The 16,767-nt window shown below is 66.5% G+C and carries 14 protein-coding genes; 3 read left to right on the plus strand and 11 right to left on the minus strand.

What is annotated here, in order from left to right:
• Positions 1-440: 440 nt before the first annotated feature.
• Together CWT10_RS17475 and CWT10_RS12790 are read left to right on the plus strand one after the other, a co-directional pair.
• Complete coding sequence (locus CWT10_RS17475; protein WP_128683201.1) at positions 441-788, plus strand: hypothetical protein; 348 nt, start codon at positions 441-443, stop codon at positions 786-788.
• Positions 788-1,876: an integrase core domain-containing protein gene (locus tag CWT10_RS12790; protein WP_128683167.1), complete on the plus strand. Its 1,089-nt coding sequence runs from the start codon at positions 788-790 to the stop codon at positions 1,874-1,876. Before CWT10_RS17475 ends, CWT10_RS12790 begins: the two co-directional genes overlap by 1 nt.
• A 340-nt stretch (positions 1,877-2,216) precedes the next feature.
• On the opposite strand, the gene CWT10_RS12795 is transcribed toward CWT10_RS12790, so the two are convergent.
• From CWT10_RS12795 to CWT10_RS16840, 8 genes are all read right to left on the minus strand, one after another.
• A complete protein-coding gene (locus CWT10_RS12795; RefSeq protein WP_073328472.1) occupies positions 2,217-2,483 on the minus strand; it encodes an HPr family phosphocarrier protein in 267 nt (88 codons plus the stop codon).
• Between the two features lie 222 nt (positions 2,484-2,705).
• Positions 2,706-4,082, minus strand: coding sequence for an ABC transporter substrate-binding protein (locus CWT10_RS12800; protein WP_103064221.1), 1,377 nt, complete (start codon positions 4,080-4,082; stop codon positions 2,706-2,708).
• Positions 4,083-4,090: 8 nt separating this feature from the next.
• A complete protein-coding gene (locus CWT10_RS12805; RefSeq protein ID WP_103064222.1) occupies positions 4,091-5,038 on the minus strand; it encodes a carbohydrate ABC transporter permease in 948 nt (315 codons plus the stop codon).
• Positions 5,039-5,053: 15 nt separating this feature from the next.
• A complete protein-coding gene (locus CWT10_RS12810) occupies positions 5,054-5,962 on the minus strand; it encodes a carbohydrate ABC transporter permease (protein ID WP_103064223.1) in 909 nt (302 codons plus the stop codon).
• A gap of 134 nt (positions 5,963-6,096) precedes the next feature.
• Positions 6,097-8,280: an alpha-galactosidase gene (locus CWT10_RS12815; protein WP_233188376.1), complete on the minus strand. Its 2,184-nt coding sequence runs from the start codon at positions 8,278-8,280 to the stop codon at positions 6,097-6,099.
• 403 nt (positions 8,281-8,683) lie between these two features.
• On the minus strand, positions 8,684-9,808 hold the full coding sequence (locus CWT10_RS12820; RefSeq protein WP_103064225.1) for a GuaB3 family IMP dehydrogenase-related protein: 1,125 nt from the start codon (positions 9,806-9,808) through the stop codon (positions 8,684-8,686).
• Positions 9,798-11,108, minus strand: a complete 1,311-nt coding sequence (locus CWT10_RS12825; protein WP_103064226.1) for a hypothetical protein — start codon at positions 11,106-11,108, stop codon at positions 9,798-9,800. Before CWT10_RS12825 ends, CWT10_RS12820 begins: the two co-directional genes overlap by 11 nt.
• Positions 11,109-11,464: 356 nt before the next feature.
• A complete protein-coding gene (locus CWT10_RS16840; RefSeq protein WP_158247704.1) occupies positions 11,465-11,602 on the minus strand; it encodes a hypothetical protein in 138 nt (45 codons plus the stop codon).
• 1,187 nt (positions 11,603-12,789) lie between these two features.
• Here CWT10_RS16840 and CWT10_RS12830 point away from each other — a divergent pair.
• Positions 12,790-13,554: an exonuclease domain-containing protein gene (locus tag CWT10_RS12830; protein ID WP_103064228.1), complete on the plus strand. Its 765-nt coding sequence runs from the start codon at positions 12,790-12,792 to the stop codon at positions 13,552-13,554.
• Between the two features lie 112 nt (positions 13,555-13,666).
• Here the strand turns inward: CWT10_RS12830 and guaB are convergent, their stop codons facing one another.
• The 3 genes from guaB to CWT10_RS12845 form a co-directional block, all read right to left on the minus strand.
• Positions 13,667-15,190, minus strand: a complete 1,524-nt coding sequence (gene guaB / locus CWT10_RS12835) for an IMP dehydrogenase (protein WP_103064233.1) — start codon at positions 15,188-15,190, stop codon at positions 13,667-13,669.
• Positions 15,191-15,341: 151 nt separating this feature from the next.
• Positions 15,342-15,638 carry a co-chaperone GroES gene (gene groES, locus CWT10_RS12840; protein WP_103064229.1) on the minus strand — a complete coding sequence of 99 codons (297 nt, stop codon included), beginning with the start codon at positions 15,636-15,638 and terminating at the stop codon, positions 15,342-15,344.
• A gap of 284 nt (positions 15,639-15,922) precedes the next feature.
• On the minus strand, positions 15,923-16,618 hold the full coding sequence (locus tag CWT10_RS12845; RefSeq protein WP_233188377.1) for a SanA/YdcF family protein: 696 nt from the start codon (positions 16,616-16,618) through the stop codon (positions 15,923-15,925).
• Positions 16,619-16,767 lie beyond the last annotated feature (149 nt).

A 16,767-nucleotide genomic window follows, 5' to 3' on the forward strand; every position in this document is an offset into this window, starting at 1 on the left:
GTTCAGCACAGGCTGAAGGGGCGTAGTAAAAGCAGAAGTGGCGTAGTAGAGGCCGAAGTGGCGTACCCAACGCCGTCTCCAACGCTCCCCCGGCCTACAGCGCTCCCCCGCCTCCAATGATCCCCCGCGCTCCCTGCGCTTCTCGCGCCGTGTGCTGCCGTCTCTGTGCCGCTCCGGGTCGCAGGCCTAGGCCACGGTCGCTGTCATCCTCGCCCCGCGCGCCCCAGGGGGCGTTTTATTGGGCGGCATGTTGGGCATCGACGGCGTGGATCCTGTGAACCCGGTCGGGCCCCGGCCCTCCACTTGGACCGCGTTTCTTCACTTGGACCGTCTGAGACATAACAGCACACTTTGATTTGCTTCAGCGTTCGTGTCCGGTTTTGGGCTGAGGATCAGACCGCATGGGTAGGGTCTTCGTGACACCTTGAGGAGGGTGCGCGATGAGCAGTGATGCTGACACGACGAGGGGTTCTGGGCGTCGGGCCAAGGTGTTCTTGTCGCCTTCGCAGAAGTATGAGATCTACGTAAGGCTGATGCGAGAGGAGGTCACGGTGGGGGCGGCTGCGACCGAGGCCGGAGTGGACCGCTCCACGATCGTGAGGCTGCGGCAGGTCGCCAGGCAAGGCGCCTTGGACGCGTTGTCGGCTTCGCGTCCGGGTTCGTCTGGCAAGTCGGCTCGTGATGTCGAGCTTGAGCAGGCCAGGGCCGAGATCGACCGCTTGACCCGTACGGTGACGGAGCAGGCGGTGAAGTTGGTGGTGCTGGAGAAAAAAGGGGGCTCGGTCTGATGCCCGGTGCCCCGGTCCCCGCCCGGGTGGATGCGCCCGTCAAACAGGGGCTTTTGGAGCTGGTGGACTACGCCACCGGTCAGGGCTGGACCGTGGCTAAGGCCTGTGAGGTCCTGGGACTGGCCGAGCGACGCTACCGGCGCTGGAAACGGCGCCAGAACGGGGTAGGACTGGCCGACGCCCGGCCTGGCGCCGCTGTCAATGCCCTGATGCCGTGCGAGATCGAGGCGATTGTGGACGCCTTCGAGACTTTCGGTGAGAAGGACTTCTCTCACCGTCGCCTGGCTCACCGAGGCTCCTACAACGGGTTGTTCTGGGCGTCGGCCTCCACCGTCCGCAGGGTCCTGAATGACCACGAGCTTCGGTTCAGGCATCCCGCCCGGCCAGCGCGCTCCAAGCGTCGTCCGTTCCCCGACTGGGCGACGTACAAGCCCAACTCGATCTGGATCTACGACTCCACTCACTTCACCGCCTGCGGCATGACTGTGCTGATCATCGAGGATCTGGTCTCACGCAAGTGGATCACCCATGTGGTCTCCAGCGAGGAGACCCACCACCAGGTCCGCCTCGCCTTCGAGCAGGCCCTGGACGCCGAAGGCCTGCTCGAGGCCGCCCTGGAACGAGCCCAGGCCCTGAAGCGCCGGCTGACGCTTGACGGAGACGATGAACTGACCCCGATCCTGTTGGCGGTGTCCGACAACGGCTCCCAGATGATTGCTGCCAACACCCGCAGGTTCATGGCCATGGTCGCCATCGCCCAGCACTTCGGACGGCCGGCGACTCCGACCGACCAGGCCTGGATCGAGTCCCTCAACGGAACACTCAAGGCCGAGTGGCCTCACCTGCTGGCAATCACCGATCCCGCTGTCCTGAGGGCCGAACTCGACTCTGTGCGCACCGAGTACAACAGCCAGCGCTTGCACTCCGGAATCGGCTACGTCACACCCCTGGACGAGCACACCGGGCGCGGGCCGGCCATCCGCAAGGCCCGCCAGGAAGGCCTGAAACGGGCCGCTCAGCAGCGCCTTGCCTACAACCGCAAACAACGAGACAATCAAACCAACCAAGAAGACCACGATGATGTCTGATCCAACCGCCCCAAGCGGACATTAACGCTGAAACAGGTCACACTACGGCGGTCCGAACGGAGCGAAGCGGTCCAAATGGAGGCTGACGGTCCAAACAAAGAAAAACAGCCCAAACAGGGCAGGTCGCCGGCGAACGCCCCACGACACGCCGACCGCCAGCACCGCATTCGCGCCGCTGGCCCCAACCGGAGGCGGAAGGACTCAGAAACAAGCGAAGCCCTGGGACCCTGTGGGCCCCGAGGGCCATCGCCGCGTCCTGTCCCACTGCAAAGAACGCGCCGCCTGCGCACCCGCCTCAGGGAGGCGGGCGGCAGGCGGCGCGTCTTACGGCGCTAGTGCCTCAGGCGTCGAGGTCGGTCTCCAGGAGGGCCTTGAGCTCCTCCAGGGCGCCGTCCGCGCCGTCGGCGTCGGAGGCGAGGGTGACGACGTCGCCGAAGCCGGCGCCGAGCGTCATCACGCCCAGAATCGAGGAGGCGTCAACGGGAGCGCCGCCCTCCTTGGCGATGGTGACGGGGACACCCTTCTCCGCTACGGCCTTTACGAAGGTCGCGGCAGGACGGGCGTGGAGGCCGACCTTGGAGGCGATAGTGGCGGTGACCTGGGCCATGTGTACTCCTTTGAGAGAACCGGGATCAGCACCGGGATGCAGGGATTGCACCTGTGCGCTGATATGAACCAGCACGACGGCTGATGTCAGGCTCACACTACCCGACTTCGCCGCCCCGTGGCTGCAAATAACGCCACGAATACGGTCCGCGCGCCAATTGCCGTATGGATCGCCGCACCACTCGCCGGTCAATCGCCGCATCAACGGCCTGCAACTGGCCACTCAATCGCCGTGCGCGGACGTCTCGAACAGCAGATTGACCTGATCGTTGTACCTGTTCAGTGTGGCCGCCGGTACCCGGTCCACCCAGACCGCATCCACCGCCGGGGTGATGATCGCGTTGACGTCGGCGCCGAAGTAGGTCAGCGGGAAGAAGAAGGTCTGCCCGCCCTCCTCCAGGTGCACGGTGAAGGCATCGGTCGACAATCCGGTCTCCTCGAACACTTCAATGGCCTTCTCCGTGGAGGAGGAGATCGCCGGGAAGACGATCCCGTAGGAGGCGACGATGTCCTGCGCCTCAGCGGTACCCAGGAATGCCACCCACTGGGAGGCCAGGTCTACCTTGTCGGAGTCCTTGACGATCGAGTCTCCCAGACCGTTGAACAGGGAGGCGCGGTTGCCATTCGGGCCCATCGGGGTGGGCGCTATGCCCACATTGACATCCAGACCGGCGAAGGTGTTGAACATCCACGCCCCGTGAATCGCCATGGCGATGGCCCCCGAACCGAGCTGAATATCGGTGCTGGTGGCGTCCGAGAAGGCCCCGTTTGGGTTCAGGTATCCCTTGTCCACCAGGCCGAAGTACCAGTCCAGTGTGCGCTGGAAGTCCTCCTCGTCGTAGCGGTAGTGGGTCCCCCAGGTCTCCTGGTCCGTGTAGTGCCAATCCCCCACGGTGGCGGTGAAGGGGCTCCACTGGGTCTGGCCGTCGCTGGAGCCGGAGTCCTGGATGCCGAGCCCGTAGACGGCCACGTGCTTGGGATCGAAGCCCTCCTGATCACCGCGCACCTTGTTTTGGTCCACGGTGAGCCGGGCGACGATGCGCTCGAAGGTGCCGCCGTCCTCGGGGTTCCAATCGCAGTTCTGGATCTCCTCCTCGGTGATGCCGGCCTGGGCGAGCATGTCCTTGTTGTAGAACAGCGCCACGGTGTCCCAGTCCTTGGGGCAGCCATACTGGTGGCCGTCCTCGCCCTTCCACAGGTCCAGCAGGCCCTCCTGGAAGGCTGACTCGTCGACGCCAGACCAGGCGGGCTGCTCGTCGAGCGGAACCAGCACGTCCAGGTCCACGAACTGTGCGAACTTCGCGATGTGGTCCACGAATACGTCCGGGCCGGTGCCGGCAATGAAGCCGGCGGTCAGCTTAGTCCAGTAGTCACCCCAGCCGATCTGGGTGATGTTGACGGTTATGCCCGTCTTCTCCTTGAAGCGGTCCGCGCAGGCCTGGTACGCCGGTTCCTGGCTGGCATCCCACATCCAGTAGTCGATGGTGTTGGACTTGGCTTGCTCGTCATTGCCGGAGCAGGCCGCGAGCGTCAGCGCCGCAGCTCCGGCGAATGCGCCTGTGAACAGGCCGCGGCGAGTGAGCATGAGCTTGTTGTTCATCTGGTCCCTCACTTGATTCCGGTGAAGCCGATGGAGTTAACGACGCGCTTGGCCGCCGCCATGAACAGCAGCAGCATCGGCAGGGCGGCCACGAGCGTGGCGGCCATGAGGCCGGACCAGTCGGTGCCGCTGGTAGGAGCCTGAGAGCGGAAGACGGCCACGGCCACGGTCAGCACGCGCGAGGAGTCCGTGTAGGACACCAGCAGGGGCCAGAAGTAGTCGTTCCAGGCGGTGATGTAGGTGATGATCGCCAGGGTGGAGATGGGCGCGCTGGCCATCGGCAGGATGAGCTGGAAGAACACGCGAATCTTCGAGGCGCCGTCGAGCAGGGCCGCCTCCTCCAGCTCGCGCGGGATGTTCATGAAGAACTGGCGCAGGAAGAACACTGCGAAGGGCGTCATGAACATGGTGGGTAGAGCGACGCCCAGCAGGTTGTCGATCAGCCCGATCTGCTTGACCAGCACGAAGTTGGGCAGCAGCGTGAAGATCGAGGGCACCATCAGGGCCGCCAGGAACAGTGTGAACACGGCGTCCCGGCCGCGCCAGCGCAGGCGAGAGAAGGAGTAGGCGGCCATGGCGGAGAAGAACACCTGGCCGGCGGTGACCAGCGTGGCCACGATCACCGAGTTGCGCAGATAGATCCAGAAGTTCATCGAGGCGCCGGAGCCGCCGTCGGCCAGCGCCTCCTCGGTGGACTGCATGCCGAACACGCGGGCGAAGCCGCGCAGGTTTAAGTCGACCGGCAGGATCGAGGTGGGATCGGAAGTGATCCCGGCGTTGGAGGACAGGGCGGTGCGCAGCACCCAGTAGAAGGGCAGAATCGTGCTGATCATGACCAGGGCCATGAAGATCCAGGCGATTACCCGTCCGACGGACACGCCCTTCTTGTCCTCCCGCTTGCGTTCGTCCTGGCGACTCGCGGCGGAGTCGGCGGCAGTGGTGGTGAGAGTGCTCATGGTTCGTTGTTCCTCTCAGTCCAGGTCCGTCTCGCCCGCACGGGTCATGCGGTACTGGAGAATCGTGATTGCGGCCAGGACGATGAGCAGCCCCACCGCCATGGCGGAGGCGTAGCCGAACTGGAAGCGCCCGAAGGCCATGTCATAGATGTAGTACTGCAGCACGCGGCTGGCGTTGACCGGGCCGCCCTGAGTGGTCACCGAGACGGTGTCGAAGACCTGGAAGGAGCCGATCATCGTCATGATCAGCACGAGCGCCAGGATGGGCCGCAGCAGCGGCACCGTGATCTTCCAGAACATGGTCCACTCGCTGGCGCCGTCCATCTTGCCGGCCTCGTAGACCGTGTTGGGGATCGACTGCAGGCCCGCGAATATGAGCAGCGCGGTGTAGCCCACGTGACGCCATACGTTGATCACGGCGATGGTGGGGATGGCCAGGGCCGAGGAGAAGAAGTTGACTCTCTCCCCGGTGATCGCCGAGATGATCTCGTTGGAGATGCCCAGGGTGTTGTCCAGGATCCACAGCCAGAGCATGGCTACGACCACGTTGGACACCAGGTAGGGGGTCAGCACGATCGAGCGCACCAGGGTCGACTGGGTCAGCCGCTGCATGAGCACGGCGATAACCAGGGCAAGCACGGTCTGGAGTCCGATGTTGATCACCACGTACTCCAGCGTGACGCGTACCGCGTTCCAGAAGATGGAGTCGCCGATCATGCGCTGATAGTTGGCCAGGCCGGTGAACTGCTCCGGGGTCAGCAGGTTGTACTCGGTGAAGGACAACCAGATGCCCCGGATCAGGGGCCAGAGGTAGAAGGCGATCAGGCCGATGCCGGCGGGAATGATGAAGGCGATGCCCAGCAGGCGGTCATCCTTCGGTTTCCTGCGCAGCGCCGGCGTCACCGCGGCGTTTGCTGTGGACATGGGAGGTGAGTGCTCCGTTCTTGATGGGGATATCGGTGGTGGTTTGAAGCCGTTGGTGCGGACCGTTGGGAACAGCGCCGGTGGGCGACGGCTCGGTCAGTACTCGCTCATCTCACTCACAACTCACTCAGCGCTCAGACGGCGGTGACGCGCACGAGCAGCGAGTGGTCGGGGTGGATTACGGGCAGAGAAAGCCCGGTGGTCACCAGGTAGGAGCCCGGCAGAACGACGCCCTCGGGACGCGTCCAGGCGGCCTCGTAGGTGTGGCCCTCATACAGGGGGGCGGCCAACTGCACCCGGTAGCTGCGCTTCGGGTCCAGGCCGGGCAGGGGCCGGGGGGCACCGGGCCAGGTAAGTGCCTGCCCTAGGCTGGTCAGTCCGAATAGGGCCTCGGAGCGATCCGGGGCAACGACACCTTGTATGCGCACGGCGTCGTCCTCGTCGACGTCGGCGTGAACCACGGTGCCGGCGTGCAGCAGGGGCCGCAGCTGCTTATGCAGGGCGATCAGGTCGGCCAGGCCCCGCTTGTCGGCGTCGGTTGCGGACAGCAGATCCCACTCCACCCCCATGTGCCCCCACAGGGCGGTTGCCGCCCGGAAGGAGACGTCGAGGCTGCGCAGGGTGGTGTGGTCGCGGCCCGAGCCGACGTGCGTACCGATCAATTCCGGCGGCAGAAGCGTCATGGTGCCACGGTTGATGTTGGCCCGGTCATGGGCGTCATTGCAGTCGGAGGTCCATACCCGCTGGGTGTGCTCAATTATCCCCAGGTCGATACGTCCGCCGCCACCGCAGCAGGACTCGATCTCCAGACCCGGGAAGCGCTCGTGCAGCGCATCCAGTAGGCGGTACAGGGCGAGGGTCTGCTCGTGGATCGCCGGGGCGCCGTAGCGGGTGCCGAGCTCCGCGTTGGTGGCCATATGCCCCCCGGCGAGCACCGGGGAGTTGTGGTCCCACTTGATGTAGGCAATCTCCAGCCGGTCCACTAGATCGCTAATGGCTCCGTACAGGTAGTCCCATGCGCCCGGTGCGGTCAGGTCCAGCACCCGCTGGTGGCGGTGCTCAACCGCACCGCCGGCCCCGTCGGACAGGATCCAGTCAGGATGGGCACGGGCCAGCTCGGAGTCCACGTTGATCATCTCAGGCTCGAACCACAGCCCCAGTTCCATGCCAAGGGCGCGCACATGCTCGGCCAGCGGCTCCAGCCCAGTGGGCCAAACCTCAGCGGAGACCTGCCAATCCCCCAGGCCAGAGGTGTCGTTGCGGCGGGAGCCGAACCAGCCGTCGTCAATTACGAAACGTTCAATACCGATCGCTGCGGCCTCATCGGCGAGTGCCTTGAGAGTGTCCAGATCGTGGTTGAAGTAGACGGCCTCCCAGATGTTGAGCAGGACCGGCCGGGGTCGGCGCGGGTAGGAGGGCAGGGCGCGCACATGGGCATGCGAACGGGCGGCAAGAGCGTCCAGGCCCTGACCCCACGAGCCCACCAGCCAGGGGGTGGAATAGGACTGTCCTGGGGTCAACACGACCTCGCCGGGCTGGAGCAGCTCCCCCGCCCCGAGCAGCCGGTATCCCTGTGCGGGATGAGAGGCCAAGGCGCGAGTGTTGCCGGACCAGGCGAGATGAACACCGTGCACGCGTCCGCGACGCCAGCCGAAGCCGGGGGTGCCGGCGACCAGCCAGGTGGCGGCGTCATGGCCGGGGCGCCCTTCCCAGGACTCTCGCAGCCGGGTGCCGGGGGTGAAGGGAGTGCGCACAATCTGCCGCTCGAAGGCGTGGTGACCGGTGAAGTCCAGCAGCTCCGCGGCGTCGGACGGCACCGGCAGCACGGGGGTGAGCTCGTCGATCTCAAGGGGGGCGACGTCGGCTCCGGCGGTGTCCGTGACCAGTGCGCGCAGGCGCACCAGCCCGGTGGGTTCCAGCCGCAGCACGGTGGTCAGTTCGATTCCGTGGGTCGGATCGGTGGCGGAGGAGGTGACGACGTCGGCGGTGCCACCGGGTCCGTCCACGGTCTCCACTTCATGAGTGACTGTCTGCGGATGCACTGAGAAGACCGATCCATCCGCGCGATGCAGCAGGACCGCGGGACGGGCCGACCAGCCCAGGTGCGGCAGTGGCAGCACCGGCAGGTCGGGAGTGGTCCAGGTCTGATTGTTGCCGGTCCCCATGGTCTGGGCCACGCCGACGTCGGCCAGTGCCGCTGCGTCGAAGGCGCCCAGGTCTTCCCCCCAGTGGCGCACGACGGGGTGCCGGTCGGGCAACAGAGCCAACACGAGCGATGTGCCGCCGCGGCGCAGGTGGACGGTACGGGAATCGGTCACGGCGTCTCCTTCGACTTGTCTCGATCCGCAGCTGGGATCCTGGGTGAGTGCCCGCGTGGGGTGGCCGCTGCGACTCGGCCGGGGCACGCAGATTATTTTATAGCCGAAGAAATGAGTGGCGTCAAGCACCGCGGATGGACTGCGTCCGCCACCGAAGCACATGTGCCCCTCCGACAGCCCGTTCAGCTGCGGATGGACCACCTAGCCACGGATGGACCACCTGAGAGGCGCTCTCAGACGATCCAAGCGCAGAACCCCGGTCCAAGCGCGAGACCGGGAGCCGGCCACGCCCACACACCACCCGCCAACACCCACCACGCCCTCACAAACCCGAAGAGCCGGTTTCCCAAAGCCGCGCACCGCAAAGCTCCAAAACGCGTACGTGTCGGGGACAGCGCACGTGTCAGCTCGGCTCATATGGGGCGACCACGATCTCAACGCGCTGCAGCTCCTTGACGTCGGCGTAGCCGGTTGTGGCAAGCGTGCGCCGCAGTGCACCCATTAGGTTCAGGGTGCCGTCGGCCCGCCGGGAGGGGCCGGTTAGGATCTGCTCCATGCTGCCAACGGTGCCGACATGGCTACGGTATCCGCGGGGCAGCCGCTCGTGGCGGGCCTCGGCACCCCAGTGGTAGCCGCCGCCGGGAGCCTCCTCGGCACGGGCGAGTGCGGCCCCGAGCATGACGGCGTCGGCGCCGCAGGCGATGGCCTTAACGACGTCGCCGGAGTTGCCGACCGAACCGTCGGCGATCACATGCACGTAGCGGCCGCCGGACTCGTCCATGTAGTCACGGCGGGCGGCGGCGACGTCGGCGACGGCGGTGGCCATGGGCATGTGCAAACCAAGGACCTGCCGCACGGAGGAGGAGGCGCCTCCGCCCTGGCCGACCAGCACGCCCGCCGCGCCGGTGCGCATCAGGTGCAGGGCCGCGGTGTAGGTGGTCACGCCGCCGACCACTACGGGCACGTCCAGCTCGTAGATGAAGCGCTTGAGGTTTAGCGGCTCGACCGATCCGGAGACGTGCTCGGCAGAGACCACCGAGCCGCGGATGACCAGCAGGTCGACGCCGGCGCCGACGACGGTGCGCCAGTGGCGCTGGGTCTGGGAGGGGCTGAGCCGCCCGGCGACGACGACGCCGGCTTCCCGGATCTTGTCCAGCCGGGCGGTGATGAGCTCCGGACGCACCGGGGGCCGATAGACGTCCTGCAGCACGGCGGTGGCCTGCTCGGGTGCGGCGGAGCGGATACGCTCCAGGGCGGAGGTGGGATCCTCGTAGCGAGTCCACAGGCCCTCTAAGTCCAGGACGCCGATGCCGCCAAGCTGCCCGACCAGAATCGCCGTTTCGGGACTCATCACCGAGTCCATGGGCGAGGCCATCACCGGCAGGTCCACATGGTAGGCGTCCAGCTGCCAGTCCACGCGTACGTCACGCACATCGCGGGTGCGGCGCGCCGGGACCAGGGCAATGTCGTCGAAGGAGTAGGCCTGCCGGGCGCGCTTGTCCCGCCCGATCTCGATCTCACCGCTCATCCGTGATTGTCCTTTCTGTCTCGGTTCTGTACCGACGGTCGCGCAGCAACCGAGTCAGCCGCTGCTGGGAAATGAACCACTCCTCGGCCTCGGGCGCCATGGCTCCCAGAACGAGCCGCACGTCACGATACGTGCGGCGGATCTCCTCACTGGACAGCACTGGCTCAAGATGAGCAACCCGATTACGCACTGCATGCAGACGACTGACAGCGTCGGCGAGAAGAAACGGCGCCTCTTCCGAAGCCGGATCGAGGTTGGCGAATCCCTGGTGGAGGGCCTGGCGCCACAACCACCTGCTGGCTCCACGTCGCCTGTGACGACGCGGCATGAGTTTGGCCCAGGCGCCGAAGGGAAGCTGCCCGATCATGTCATCATGAGTGGGGTGTTCGGGCCGTTGAGATCGGGGCCGGCGCCGGAACGCCGCTTGTACACGCTGCTCTGCCTCAGCCAGATCCGCTCCGAGCTGCTTGTGTAACTGTGAGCAAGGTGCCAGGGTCCACAGTTCAGAACCGTCGGAGCCTTCCTGAGTGGCGTTCCACGCGCGTAGCGCCATGTCAATCGAGTTGCGCATGAGAACCTCCACCAGGTGCAGCGAGGCATACAGCTCGGCAGACATGTCGATGTTCCACTGGTACAGGCGCAGCGCGGCCTCGTCACTGTCCGTCAGCTCCCGGTATCGTCGCATCCGAGGCTCACTCAGCAGGGGGAGCAACACGGTTGGATAAGGATCGCGGTGCGGTTTCCCCTGGTTCAGGTCTGCCAAGCCCCCAGCCAGCATTTCCTCAAGGTGTTGCAGCTTCTGAGAGATCTCCGCCTGTCCGCTGTGCACATCACCCATCAGGCCCAGTCCTGTCACTGCCACCGCGGGCAGCAAACCGGGCTCCTCGCGCAGCAGCGTCACCAGCGTGTTCAAAGCAGCATCAATCATGCGCACAGTGAGGTCCACGGCACCCTCGGCCTGCATATCTCCATCGTCACAAGCCTCGACCAAAACGGCGAGAACCGCCGCCTTGTGGGTTGCCGCCTGGATGGCCAGTTCGCTGAGATCGTGTCCCTGCAAGGCTCGTTCGACCCGCTGGGTCGCCTCCGTGAGGGCGTCCGGCGAGTACTCATGCACAGCGGCGGGTGCCAGAGAGCGCCGCGCTGCGGCCAGCAGTGCCTCCTGGCCGGTTTTGTGCCCGAGGGCGGCGTGCAGGAGCCGCCTTGGCCGAGACTCGCGTAGGTACTGCTCGGAGGGTGTGCCCCAGATACGGCGCAGCGCCCCGGCGAGGGCGGACACAATGGGCTCCGCACCTGGCATCTGCGCTCCCTTCCAAGCATCCAGACAGCATCCGGACAGCACTGGAGGCCCAGGTGTTCGGCCCAGACCTCCAGCAATATGAAGTGAGCGACGTCCTTGCGGGCGCTCACTATCACCCCTGATGCTACCCAAACCGGTTCACACGAAACAACATTGAGCCTTTCTCGCCAGGAGCCCCGGACCGACCAGGATCTGCGTGATGACGGGGAAGATCCGAGACAACGCGATGGCACTGCGGTCCCCCATGGCGGTCCCCTATGGCGGTCCCCCATGACCTCAATCCTCGATCTCAACCGACATCTACCGCGCCATCGCGCCGTTCTCCTCCCCGAGCCGCCGGTTCTGATGAGAAACGCTCACAGCTCCATTTTCGCCTTGTGCCGTTCGGCCTTGGCCCTGGCAAGGTCCTGCGCCTCGGACTCGCTCTTGTGCTGCTGGGCGTCGGCGTGCTGCTTCCTGCATTTGGCGATCCAGTTGCCCACCGACTGGGGCACCAGACCATAGGAGGCGGCGACCGATGCTATCGCCCGGTTTCCCTTCAACCACCCCGGCGGGCGACCTTCCGCGCCCGCCTGGCCGAGGCCGGAGAGCCGCAGGGTTGGGGGCCGGGACCTGCCAACCTTCCGCGCCCGCCTGGCCGAGGCTGGAGAGCCGCAGGGTTGGGGGCCGGGACCTGCCAACCTTCCGCGCCCGCCTGGCCGAGGCTGGAGAGCCACAGGGTTGGGGGCCGGGACCTGCCAACCTTCCGCGCCCGCCTGGCCGAGGCCGAACAGGAGGCCCCCTTCAACCACCCCGGCGGGCAACCTGCTCACAGCGACTCCTCAGAGTACTTCGCCTTCGTCACATCCATCATCCCAACTATCAGATCACAGGAAATCGAAGCCATCCCCCAAGTCCAAAAACCACCTGGCGTTCCATACACGGGGACTACGGGCAGCGATCCCCAGCGCCGACAACAGCCGCAACCACGAATCGCAGGCCAGGCCTCCGCCCCGGCCGCCCCCACGGGTGTCTACTACGCCGGCCCGGCCTCTACCACCGTCCGACCGCGTCACCGCCGGCGCATCCGCGGGTGTCTACTACGCCGGTTCGGCCTTTACTACGCGGGTTCGGTCTCTACTACGCCACTTAGACCTTTGCTGAAGGCCTCCAGGGCCTTCAACCAACATCTAACCGGCGCACCCAACGCCCAAGCGGCGCACCCAACACCTAACCGGCGCACCCAACGCCTAAGTGGCGTAGCACACGAGGAACTACGGGCAGCGATCCCCAGCGCCGACAACAGCCGCAACCACGAATCGCAGACCAGACCTCCACCCCGGCCACCCCCACGGGTGTCTACTACGCCGGCCCGGCCTCTACCACCGTCCGACCGCGTCACCGCCGGCGCATCCGCGGGTGTCTACCACGCCGGCCCGGCCTCTACTACGCGGGTTCGGTCTCTACTACGCCACTTAGACCTTTGCTGAAGGCCTCCAGGGCCTTCAACCAACACCTAACCGGCGCACCCAACGCCCAAGCGGCGCACCCAACACCTAACCGGCGTACCCAACGCCTGTCAAGCCCCGGGTCCCCACGCCCCGTCATCACCTCATGACACGCGCCTCAAGCGCCGCGTCCCCACCGATAACCCACATAAGTACACACGGTTCGTGTCGCATGTCGGTGGCACACTCGGCACATGAGCGAGCAACCAGCATCCATCCCGGCCACGGCACCCGATTCCTGGGTCTGCGGCCCGCTTCTTGGATTCGACACCGAAACCACCGGGGTGTCCCCCACCGCGGACCGGCTGGTTACGGCCGCGCTGGTCGACCGCGGCCCGCGCGGTGCCGATGGCACGCACCCCCAGCGCGTCACCACCTGGCTGGCCGATCCCGGCGTGCCGATTCCGGAGTCGGCTACAGCGGTGCATGGCATCTCCACGGCGCGCGCCCGCGCCGAGGGCCGCCCGGTAGACCAGGTGCTGGAGGAGGTAGCGGCGGCGCTTGCCCGAGCGATGTCCACTGGCACGCCCGTGGTCGCATACAACGCCGCCTATGACCTGACGCTGCTGGAGTCCGAGCTTGCCCGGCACGGCCTGCCCACCGTGCGCCAGCGGCTGGGACGAGAACTTGGCCCGGTGGTGGATCCGTTGGTGATTGATCGGCGTATGGACCGCTACCGCGGGGGCAAAAGGCGCCTTGCGGACCTTTGCGCCTTCTACGGCGTGGATCCCCAGGCGGGAGGCCTGCACACCGCCGAGGTGGACGTGGTCGCCACACTCGACGTGCTGGCCGCCATGGCCTACGCCCACCCGGAGGTCGCCCGCATCCCCCGCGCGGAGCTGATGTCCTGGCAAGCGGCGGCGCACCGTGACTGGGCGGTTTCCTTCAACGAGTTCCTGCGCCGCCGTGGCCGCACGCCCGACGTCAACACCTCCTGGCCACTGCCCGACGGCATGTGAAAGCGCCGACGGCGGACCGGCTCCCCAGGGCTCACGACACGCCCAATGAAGGCGCGCAGCGTGCCCAGCCAGCGCCCGCCGCGAGCCAGCGATACCTCACGGAACGCCCAGGTCAAGACTCGCGGCCGGTGTAGTTGGGGGCCTCGACGGTCATCTTCACATCGTGCGGGTGGGACTCCTTGAGCCCAGCCGCCGTGATGCGCACGAACTGGCCATTGGCCTTCAGCTCGGGGATGTTGCGGGCACCCACGTAGAACATCGACTGGTGCAGCCCGCCAACCAGCTGGTAGACGACGTCCGCCAGAGAACCGGAGAAGGGTACCTGCCCCTCGATGCCCTCGGGGATGATCTTGTCATCCCCGGAGACGTCGGCCTGGAAGTAGCGGTCCTTGGAGTATGACTTGCGGCCGCGCGAGCTCATGGCCCCAAGCGACCCCATGCCACGGTAGCGCTTCCACTGCTTGCCGTTGACGAACACCAGGTCGCCGGGGGACTCGGTGCAGCCGGCCAGCAGGGAACCGAGCATGACGGTATCGGCCCCGGCCACCAGCGCCTTGGCGATGTCACCGGAGTACTGCAGCCCGCCGTCGGCGATCAGCGGCACGCCCGCGGGGGTGCAGGCGCGAGCGGCCTCGTAAACGGCTGTCACCTGGGGGACGCCGACACCGGCCACCACGCGGGTGGTGCAGATCGAGCCGGGGCCGACCCCCACCTTGACGGCGTCCACGCCGGCGTCGATGAGGGCCTGCGCACCCTCCCGGGTGGCCACATTCCCGCCGATCACCTCAATGCCGGAAAAGGCCGGGTCGCGCTTGAGCCGGGAGATCATCTCCAGGGCCAACTTGGCACCGCCATTGGCGGTGTCCACCACGATCACATCCACGCCCGCCTCTGCCAGGGCGCCGGCCCGCTCCCAGGTGTCACCCCAGTAGCCGACGGCGGCGCCGACCACCAGACGGCCCGCCTCGTCCTTGGTGGCGTTGGGGTACTGCTCGGTCTTAACGAAATCCTTGACGGTGATCAGGCCCGACAGGCGGCCGTCGGCATCGATGATCGGCAGCTTCTCAATGCGGTGCTCGGCCAGCAGCGCCTTCGCGTCCTCGCGGGAGATGCCGGCAGGCCCGGTGATCAGGCGCTCGCGCGGGGTCATGCACTCGCGCACGGTCAGGGTGTCCCAGCGCTCAGTCGGCACAAAGCGCAGGTCGCGGTTGGTGATGATGCCCAGCAGGTTGCCTGCGTCGTCGACGACCGGCAGGCCGGAGACCTTGTAGTGGCCACACAGCTCGTCCAGCTGGGAGATGGTGGCGTCCGGGCCCACCGTGACCGGATCTGAGACCATGCCAGATTCCGAGCGCTTGACCCGGCGCACGTGCTGGGCCTGCTCCTCGATCGACAGGTTGCGGTGCAGGATGCCGATGCCGCCCTGTCGGGCCATGGCGATAGCCATGTCGGACTCGGTGACGGTGTCCATGGCGGCGCTGAGCAGCGGGGTGGCCAGCGAGATCCTACGGGTCAGGCGGGAGGTCGTATCGACTTCGGAGGGAATGACGTCGGTGAGCCTGGGCAGCAGGAGCACGTCGTCGTAGGTCAGTCCGGTGGGGGCGAAGATGTCGGGGCTGGTGATCGGGTCGCTCACGGAAGCATCGTAAAACCCGCGCGGCGGGCGACGCACGTCGAGATCCGCCACAGCCAGCCACACCCACGCCGTCGTCCAGACACGACTGTGGGGCGGCAGGCGCATGCCTGACACCCCACAGCGAGCTCGAATGAATCGGCGAGCTACCGAGTCAGCGGGTGACGACCGCCAGGACGTCACGGGCGGACAGGATCAGATAATCCTCGCCCTCGTAGCTGACCTCAGTGCCGCCGTACTTGGAGTAGATGACGACGTCGCCCTCGGCGACGTCAACCGGAATGCGCTTGCCGGAGTCGTCGACACGGCCCGGGCCCACGGCCACGACCTTGCCCTCCTGCGGCTTCTCCTTGGCGGTGTCCGGAATGACCAGCCCGGACGCGGTGGTCTGCTCGGCCTCGACCGTCTGCACGACGATCCGGTCCTCGAGCGGCTTGATGGAGATCGACATGCGTTCTCCCCTTCTCGCTTCTTGAGTGTGTAATGACTGGATGCCGCATCCCGAGGTGCCAAGCCGCCGTCGCGGGGGTCGGTCCGACACGTGTGAGCTGCGGGTCGCGCGACGAGCCGAAGCACTTCACGCGCCGGAAGAGAATCTACGCGCACCATTAGCACTCAGTCAACGCGAGTGCTAAATCCTCCGATCCTGATCCGCAGTCGGGATGCGCGGCCGAATGCGCGCACCGGTCGCCGTCGGCCCCCGTTCAAGGACACCGGGAACGACGGCGCCCGAACTCATTCCTCCCGGTCGGCGCGGGTCCAGGCGATCGCCTCGTCCACGCTGGTCTCCCGATCCCCCAGCAGCGGCGTACGATCAGTGGCCACATCCCAGGCCGCCTTGATCACGGCTCCACGTTCGCGCAGCCAACTGTAGGTCCAGGTGCTGCGGTTGGCGCGGGCACGCGTGTCCCCCACGCCGGTCGCCTCCACACCGACCGCCCGGCACAGCGTGACAGCCCGCGGCTCATGGAAGTCCTGACTGACGACGATCGCCTCGGAGACGCCGAACACGTCGTGAGCACGCACACAGGTGGCGTAGGTGTCGAATCCCGCATAGTCCACGGCGATCGCCTCCGCCGGAATACCGGCCGACACCAGGTACTCGTACATGGCCACGGGCTCGTTGTACGTCTCATGGCCGTTGTCGCCCGACACCAAAATGGCGTCCACGCGCCCCGAATCGTATAGATCCACGGCCACATCCAGGCGATAACGCAACCACGGCGAGGGCTCCCCGGTCGAGTAGACCGATGCCCCCAACACGATGGCAACCGGCGCCGTCGCGTCGTCATCGGCGGCGCCATTATCGGTCACATGTCCCGCAGAGGCCACCCACACCCAGGTATTGGGCAGCGCCACCACCGCCACTGCGAGCGCAGCCAGCCCTCCAATGGCCCACCGCCAACGGCGGCGAGTGTTGCGTCGTGCCACGCAGGTCCTCCTTCTCCCGACCGGCGGCCGAGGTCTATTGCTATACCGCGGGGCGGCTCGCGGTGCGCGCGGGGACGGACACCCGCTGCATCCCATCAGGCGTGCCAGCGTAGCGCCTATCAGGGCTCGAGGTGGCAGCGCCGCCTTCC

The sequence above is a fragment of the Actinomyces qiguomingii genome (assembly GCF_004102025.1).
Classification (GTDB): domain Bacteria; phylum Actinomycetota; class Actinomycetes; order Actinomycetales; family Actinomycetaceae; genus Actinomyces; species Actinomyces qiguomingii.

Bases quoted from the DNA above. Each gene is read 5' to 3' on its own strand.
- CWT10_RS17475 (WP_128683201.1), top strand. From the start codon at position 441: ATGAGCAGTGATGCTGACACGACGAGGGGTTCTGGGCGTCGGGCCAAG.
- CWT10_RS12790 (WP_128683167.1), top strand. From the start codon at position 788: ATGCCCGGTGCCCCGGTCCCCGCCCGGGTGGATGCGCCCGTCAAACAG.
- CWT10_RS12795 (WP_073328472.1), bottom strand. From the start codon at position 2,483: ATGGCCCAGGTCACCGCCACTATCGCCTCCAAGGTCGGCCTCCACGCC.
- CWT10_RS12800 (WP_103064221.1), bottom strand. From the start codon at position 4,082: ATGAACAACAAGCTCATGCTCACTCGCCGCGGCCTGTTCACAGGCGCA.
- CWT10_RS12805 (WP_103064222.1), bottom strand. From the start codon at position 5,038: ATGAGCACTCTCACCACCACTGCCGCCGACTCCGCCGCGAGTCGCCAG.
- CWT10_RS12810 (WP_103064223.1), bottom strand. From the start codon at position 5,962: ATGTCCACAGCAAACGCCGCGGTGACGCCGGCGCTGCGCAGGAAACCG.
- CWT10_RS12820 (WP_103064225.1), bottom strand. From the start codon at position 9,808: ATGAGCGGTGAGATCGAGATCGGGCGGGACAAGCGCGCCCGGCAGGCC.
- CWT10_RS12825 (WP_103064226.1), bottom strand. From the start codon at position 11,108: ATGCCAGGTGCGGAGCCCATTGTGTCCGCCCTCGCCGGGGCGCTGCGC.
- CWT10_RS12830 (WP_103064228.1), top strand. From the start codon at position 12,790: ATGAGCGAGCAACCAGCATCCATCCCGGCCACGGCACCCGATTCCTGG.
- groES (WP_103064229.1), bottom strand. From the start codon at position 15,638: ATGTCGATCTCCATCAAGCCGCTCGAGGACCGGATCGTCGTGCAGACG.